Raw genomic sequence first — 7,257 nt, forward strand, 5'->3', positions numbered from 1 at the left:
ACCAGCTTTACACTCAGACCACCGCCGCTACCATGGGTTCGCCATGTCGACATTAGATGAAGAAGATCGCCGCGAATACTACCGTATCGAGGACATGATCGCACTGGAAATTCGGCCCCTGTCCGCTCCCGAAGCCGCAGGCCAGGAAGTGTTGCAGGATGCTTCCCCGCTGTTCAACCTGCTCAGCGAACTGCACCTGAGCGAATTCGAGTCGCAGCACCTGTTGCGCCAGATCAGCGAGCGCGACCGGGCCATCGCCGCGTTCCTCAAATCCCAGAACAAACGCATCGACCTGCTCAGCCAGGTGGTCGCCCTGACCGTGCTCGGCCATATCGGCGAGCCGCAACCGGTGATCATCTCCGAAGGCGGGATCGATTTTCAGCACCCGACCCCGATCGCCACCGGCGCGCACCTGTCGGTGAAACTGGTGCTGATGCCGCAGGCGCTCGGCCTGCTGCTGCGCGCCCGCGTCACCCATTGCGACCGCAAGGGCGACGGCTACGACGTCGGCACCGAGTTCGAACACTTGACCGACGCCCAGCGCCAGTTGCTCGCCCGCTATATCTTGCAGAAACAGGCCCAGGAACGACGCCTGGCCCGTGAACAGAACGAATCAGGCATTTAAATTAAGGAAGCACCGTGACCCTCATCTACGGCCACCGCGGCGCCAAGGGCGAAGCACCGGAAAATACCCTGACCAGTTTTCAGGAATGTCTCAAGCACGGCGTACGCCGCTGCGAACTGGATCTGCACCTGTCCAAGGACGGCGAGCTGATGGTGATCCACGACCCGACCCTCAAACGCACCACCGACCGGCGCGGCAAGGTGGTCGAGCACACCGCCGCCGAACTGGTGACCTACGACGCACGCAAGGGCGGCCCGGGCTGGATCAAGCCGTGCCCGATTCCGACGCTGGAAGAACTGTTCGAGAAATGCGATTTCGAGCACTGGCAGCTCGAAGTCAAAAGCGCGTCGCGCACCCGTGCGGCGACCACCGTGCTGGCAATCCGCGAAATGGCCCAGCGACATGGCCTGCTGGACAAGGTCACGATTACTTCGAGTTCGCGGGAAGTGCTGAAAGCGGCGCTGGATCTGGTGCCGGACGTGTCACGGGGACTGGTGGCCGAATACGCCTGGCTCGACCCGTTGAAGGTCGCGGCCAGCTACGGCTGTGAGATTCTGGCTTTGAACTGGACGCTGTGTACGCCGGAACGCCTGCAGAAGGCGCAGCGTCAGGGGCTGCATGTGTCGGTGTGGACCGTCAACGAGCCTGCGCTGATGCGCAGACTCGCCGACTTCGGCGTTGACAGCCTGATTACAGACTTTCCCGGTTTGGCCACTGCCACCCTCGAGAATTGCTGAAATCGGTCTCCCCGGCCGGCTCAGGCCACCGGCCGGAGCCCGTCAAAAAAGCCGGTTGAGGCCGTCGTACGCCGCTACCCGATAGGCTTCGGCCATGGTCGGGTAGTTGAACGTGGTGTTGACGAAGTACTTCAGCGTATTCAACTCGCCCGGCTGGCTCATGATCGCCTGACCGATGTGCACGATCTCCGACGCCTGATAACCGAAGCAGTGAACGCCCAGCACTTCCAGGGTTTCACGGTGGAACAGGATCTTCAGCATGCCTTGCGGCTCGCCGGCGATCTGCGCACGCGCCATGCTCTTGAAGAACGCCTTGCCGACTTCGTACGGCACTTTGGCCTGGGTCAGCTCCTGCTCGTTCTTGCCGATCGAGCTGATCTCCGGAATGGTGTAGATGCCGGTCGGCACATCATTCACGAAGCGCCAGCTGCCGTTATCGACGATGCTGCCAGCCGCCGAGCGACCCTGGTCGTGGGCGGCACTGGCCAGGCTCGGCCAGCCGATCACGTCGCCGGCGCCGTAGATGTTCGGCACGCAGGTGCGGTAGGCCTCGTCGACTTCGATCTGGCCACGGCTGTTGACCTTGACCCCGATGTTTTCCAGGCCGAGCTGGTCGGTGTTACCGGTACGGCCGTTGCACCAGAGCAAGGCGTCGGCCTTGATCTTCTTGCCGGATTTGAGGTGCAGGATCACACCGTTGTCCACGCCTTCAACGCGATCGTAATCCTCGTTGTGGCGCACAGTGATGTTGTTGTTGCTGAAGTGGTAGCTCAACGCCTGGGAGATTTCCGAGTCGAGGAAGCTCAGCAACTGACCGCGGTTGTCCACCAGTTCAACCAATACACCCAGACCGCTGAAGATCGAAGCGTATTCACAGCCGATTACACCGGCGCCGTACACGATCAGTTTGCGCGGGGTGTGACCGAGGCTGAGGATGGTGTCGCTATCGTAGATGCGCGGGTGATTGAAATCGATGTCCGCCGGGCGATACGGGCGCGAACCGGTGGCGATAATGATGTGCTTGGCCACCAGTTTCTCGACCACGCCGTTGGCGCAGACCACTTCGATGGTTTGCTCGTCGGCGAAGCTGCCGGTGCCGAAGAACACGTCGACGCGATTACGGGCGTAGTAGCCGGTGCGCGACGCGACTTGTTTGGAGATGACTTTCTCGGCGCTCTTCAACACGTCCGGGAAGGAGAACCAGCGCGGCTCGCCGATCGCCCGAAACATCGGGTTGGTGTTGAACTGCATGATCTGCCGCACCGAGTGACGCAGGGCCTTGGACGGGATGGTTCCAAGGTGGGTGCAGTTGCCGCCGACCTGGCGACGGCTGTCGACCATCGCCACCTTGCGCCCTGCTTTGGCGGCGTTCATTGCCGCGCCTTCTCCCGCCGGGCCGGAACCCAACACCACCACGTCGTAGTTGTAGACAGCCATGCGTACTCCTCAGAACAGGCCGCGGTGCCAGCAGCACCAGCGGCTAAATCACGCCGAATCGCGGCGCGAAGGAACAATTGGGGGTCAGTAAAGAACCCGGACACAGTCTATAGAAGCGTCAACGCCGCGCACATTAACCCTTGGTCGCGTCGTAGGCTACTTTTGCCTGCACTACAACGCCAGCTTTCGTACTGTTTTCAGTCAATCTTTGCGCCACTGAGGCGCTCGAAAGCCGCGCTGGTGCGAATGACGAAACCTGTATCGGCACGAATCACGAAGAATGCACCAATGTCGTGTTTTTCGGCATAGTCCGAAGCCCTTTCAGGCCCGAGAATCAGCAACAGCGTCGATAGTCCATCGGCCATCAACGCTGAAGGATGAATCACCGTGACTGACGCCAGGTTGTGCAGGACCGGCGCCCCGCTACGCGCATCGAAGGTGTGGGAATAACGCCGGCCACCTTGCAGGAAATAGTTGCGGTAATCACCGGAGGTGGAGACGCCGTAGCCATCGACATTGATGACGCGCTCAGCCACCTGCTGATCGTCACGCGGCTCCTCCAGCGCGATACGCCATGCCGAACCGTCGAGTTTTTTGCCCTTGGCTTTCAGCTCGCCCGTGGCTTCGGCGAGATAATCATGGATGCCCATGGCGTCGAGCCGGGCGGCGATGGTGTCGACGGCGTAACCGGCAGCGATGCTGTTGAAGTCGACTTCCACCGGCGCATCCTTGCACAGGCGGTCGCCGTCGACATGCAAATGGCGGTAGCCGACCCGTTGCAGGGTGGCGGCCAGCTCGGCGGGGTCCGGGACTTTCTCTTCACGCCCTTGCGGGCCGAACCCCCACAGGTTCATCAGCGGCTCGACGGTCAGGTCGTAGGAGCCTTCGCTTTGCTCTGACAGCTGTTCGCCGACACGGACCAATTCGAGCACGGCAGCCGGCATGGTCTGACAGCTGTTCGCCGGCAAGGCATTGAAACGTTCGATGTCGGAGTCATTGCGATAGGTCGACATCTGCCGGTCGACGTCACCGAGGATTCTTTCCACTTCAAGCTGCACCTGCGCAGGCTCGGGAAGACCGGCGTGGCGCACGTATTTGATCGAATAGGTGCTACCCATGGTCGGGCCGCCGAAGCTTTCCATGGCGTCGCCGTTGCCGCAGCCGGATAAGCTGCCCGCCAGCAGCAAAAGGCCAATCAGCCTCCCTTTAGACAAATCCCCTACTCCCCACACAAAGCTGAAGATTATGCGCCAGAACCTGTAGGAGCTGCCGAGTGAAACGAGGCTGCGATCTTTGCCTTTGATCTTTGGAAGCAAGATCAAAAGATCGCAGCGTGCCGCAGCTCCTGCAGGTTTTCATTCGGTTGATAGCCAGATGCTGGCCCTGGTAATGGCTATATCGTTTAAGCAGCGCCCTAACCAGTTGTTGCCTACCGATCTTTATACACATATGGTTACAAAACTGTTCACGGGTACTGCCTGAGTTTGCCGCGTGACGGCGAGGACGTGTCTAGATCAGGGATTTCCAATAAGACAGCCAACAGAGAGTACGAACCAATGTCCTCCACCACGGGCAAAGGCAAAGCGATTTTTCGCGTTGTCAGCGGCAATTTTCTCGAGATGTTCGACTTTATGGTCTATGGCTTTTACGCCACGGCCATCGCCAAAACCTTCTTCCCTGCCGACAGCGCCTTCGCGTCTCTGATGCTCTCGCTCGCGACCTTCGGCGCCGGTTTCCTGATGCGTCCGCTGGGCGCGATCTTCCTTGGTGCCTACATTGACCGTCACGGTCGTCGCCAGGGCCTGATCATTACCCTTGCGCTGATGGCCGCCGGTACGATCCTCATCGCCTGCGTACCGGGCTATGCCACCCTCGGTGTCGCCGCGCCGTTGATCGTGCTGTTCGGTCGCTTGCTGCAAGGTTTCTCGGCCGGCGTCGAGCTGGGCGGTGTATCGGTGTATCTGGCGGAAATCGCTACGCCGGGCCGCAAGGGCTTTTTCGTCAGTTGGCAGTCCGCCAGCCAACAGGCAGCGGTAGTCTTTGCTGGGTTGCTCGGGGTTGGCCTCAACCACTGGCTGAGCCCGGAACAAATGGGTGACTGGGGCTGGCGCGTGCCGTTCCTGATCGGCTGCATGATCGTTCCGGTGATCTTCATCATTCGTCGCTCGCTGGAGGAAACCCCGGAATTCCAGGCGCGCAAACATCGCCCTACCCTGCGGGAAATCGTCCGCTCGATCGGTCAGAACTTTGGCATCGTCATCGCCGGCATGGCGCTGGTGGTGATGACCACGGTGTCGTTCTACCTGATCACCGCCTACACCCCGACCTTCGGCAAGGCCGAACTGCATCTGTCGGATTTCGACGCGCTGCTGGTGACCGTGTGCATCGGTCTGTCGAACTTCTTCTGGCTGCCGGTAATGGGCGCGGTGTCCGACAAGATCGGGCGTAAACCCCTACTGCTCGCGGCGACCATTCTGGCGATTCTGACCGCCTACCCGGCGCTGTCGTGGCTGGTGGCGAACCCGAGCTTCAGTCATCTGCTGATCGTCGAACTGTGGCTGTCGTTCCTGTACGGCTCGTACAACGGCGCGATGGTCGTAGCGCTCACCGAAATCATGCCGGTGGAAGTGCGCACCACCGGGTTCTCGCTGGCGTATAGCCTGGCGACGGCGACCTTTGGCGGCTTTACACCGGCAGCCTGTACTTACCTGATTCATGTGCTGGACAACAAGGCTGCGCCGGGGATCTGGCTCAGCGGTGCGGCGGTGCTGGGGCTGATTGCAACGCTGGTGCTGTTCCGCGGGAATAAGCATGAGCTGCGCACTGCGCAAGCGGCCGTGGCAGGTGGCGCCCGATAGGACGCCATCGCTGGCAGGCCAGCTCCCACAGGGGATTTGTGAACGACACAGCCCCCCTTCTGCCACTACATTTCCAAATGACCTTAAAGAAAAGATCGCAGCCTTCGGCAGCTCCTACAGAATCCAATGCGATCCCCTGTAGGAGCTGCCGAAGGCTGCGATCTTTTGATCTTCTCCAAACAAAAACGCCCCGACCTAAGTCGGGGCGTTTTCATTTGCAGCTAAAGCTTAGCGCGGGAACGCTGGCGGGTTTACACCGGCCATGTCTTCCATCACGCGAACCACCTGGCAGCTGTAGCCGAACTCGTTGTCGTACCAGACGTACAGCACAACGCGGTTGTCCTGCACGATGGTCGCTTCAGCATCGACCACACCGGCGTGACGCGAACCCACGAAGTCGGTGGACACCACTTCCTGCGAGTTGACGAAGTCGATTTGCTTGTGCAGATCGGAGTGCAGCGCCATATAGCGCAGGTACTCGTTCATCTCTTCACGGCTGGCGGCTTTCTCAAGGTTCAGGTTGAGAATGGCCATCGACACGTTTGGCGTCGGAACGCGGATCGCGTTACCGGTCAGCTTGCCGGCCAGCTCAGGCAGAGCCTTGGCAGCAGCGGTGGCAGCACCGGTCTCGGTGATCACCATGTTCAGCGCGGCGGAACGGCCACGGCGATCGCCCTTGTGGAAGTTGTCGATCAGGTTCTGGTCGTTGGTGTACGAGTGAACGGTTTCGACGTGACCGTTGATGATGCCGAACTTGTCATTCACAGCCTTCAGCACCGGCACGATGGCGTTGGTGGTGCAGGAAGCGGCGGACACGATCTTGTCGTCAGCGGTGATTTCGTTGTGGTTGATACCGTGAACGATGTTCTTCAGCTTGCCTTTGCCAGGCGCGGTCAGAACAACGCGAGCGACACCTGGGCATTGCAGGTGCTGACCCAGGCCATCGGCGTCACGCCACACACCGGTGTTGTCCACCAGCAGCGCATCTTTGATGCCGTACTGGGTGTAATCCACTTCGGTCGGGTTCTTCGCGTAGATCACCTGGATCAGGTTACCGTTGGCGGTGATGGTGTTGTTTTCTTCGTCGATGACGATGGTGCCGTTGAACGGACCGTGTACCGAATCGCGACGCAGCAGGCTGGCGCGCTTGGTCAGGTCGTTTTCGGCGCCTTTGCGCACAACGATGGCACGCAGACGCAGACCGTCGCCACCACCGGTTTTCTCGATCAGGATGCGCGCCAGCAGACGGCCGATACGACCGAAGCCGTACAGCACAACGTCAGTGCCTTTGCGGGCCGAAGCGTTTTGCTGACCAACCACGTCAGCCAGTTCTTCACGCACGAACTGCTCGGCGCTGCGGCCATTGCCTTCGCTGCGGAATTTGAACGCCAACTTGCCCAGGTCTACCGAAGCCGCGCCGAGCTTGAGCTCGCTCATGGCTTTCAGCAGAGGGAATGTTTCGTGGACGGAGAGTTCGCTATCGTCGGAGGAACGGTGGCGAGCAAAGCGGTGAGCTTTGAGAATCGCGATGACAGACTGGTTGATCAGGCTGCGGCCATAGATCGAGCTCACCACGTTGTTATTGCGGTAGAGCTGACCG

The 7,257-nt window shown here is 60.2% G+C and carries 5 protein-coding genes and 1 pseudogene (1 of these 6 cut by a window edge); 3 read left to right on the forward strand and 3 right to left on the reverse strand.

Translation table 11 applies throughout. The annotated features are described in order from the left end of the window. The first annotated feature begins 43 nt into the window (after window positions 1-43). Complete coding sequence (locus tag ACIP8I_RS12925) at window positions 44-625, forward strand: PilZ domain-containing protein (protein ID WP_007968195.1); 582 nt, start codon at window positions 44-46, stop codon at window positions 623-625. Between the two features lie 14 nt (window positions 626-639). Continuing rightward, window positions 640-1,362, forward strand: a complete 723-nt coding sequence (locus ACIP8I_RS12930; RefSeq protein WP_003226579.1) for a glycerophosphodiester phosphodiesterase family protein — start codon at window positions 640-642, stop codon at window positions 1,360-1,362. Between the two features lie 42 nt (window positions 1,363-1,404). Here ACIP8I_RS12930 and sthA read toward each other — a convergent pair whose 3' ends face one another. Both sthA and ACIP8I_RS12940 read right to left on the reverse strand, forming a co-directional pair. Next, window positions 1,405-2,799 (reverse strand): Si-specific NAD(P)(+) transhydrogenase, encoded by a 1,395-nt coding sequence (gene sthA, locus ACIP8I_RS12935; RefSeq protein WP_003226580.1) that lies wholly within the window; start codon window positions 2,797-2,799, stop codon window positions 1,405-1,407. Window positions 2,800-2,996: 197 nt separating this feature from the next. Beyond that, the gene (locus tag ACIP8I_RS12940; RefSeq protein WP_400761537.1) at window positions 2,997-4,013 is read right to left on the reverse strand and encodes an FAD:protein FMN transferase; all 1,017 of its coding nucleotides are present in this window, start codon (window positions 4,011-4,013) and stop codon (window positions 2,997-2,999) included. A 342-nt stretch (window positions 4,014-4,355) separates the two neighbouring features. Between ACIP8I_RS12940 and ACIP8I_RS12945 the strand changes: the two genes are divergently transcribed. Beyond that, the gene (locus tag ACIP8I_RS12945; protein WP_108590741.1) at window positions 4,356-5,657 is read left to right on the forward strand and encodes an MFS transporter; all 1,302 of its coding nucleotides are present in this window, start codon (window positions 4,356-4,358) and stop codon (window positions 5,655-5,657) included. A gap of 228 nt (window positions 5,658-5,885) precedes the next feature. Here the strand turns inward: ACIP8I_RS12945 and ACIP8I_RS12950 are convergent. Then, a pseudogene (locus tag ACIP8I_RS12950) lies at window positions 5,886-7,257 on the reverse strand (glyceraldehyde-3-phosphate dehydrogenase) (it continues 106 nt past the right edge of the window).

The sequence above is a fragment of the Pseudomonas sp. NPDC088414 genome, from assembly GCF_044753325.1.
In the GTDB taxonomy this organism is placed as follows: Bacteria; Pseudomonadota; Gammaproteobacteria; order Pseudomonadales; family Pseudomonadaceae; genus Aquipseudomonas.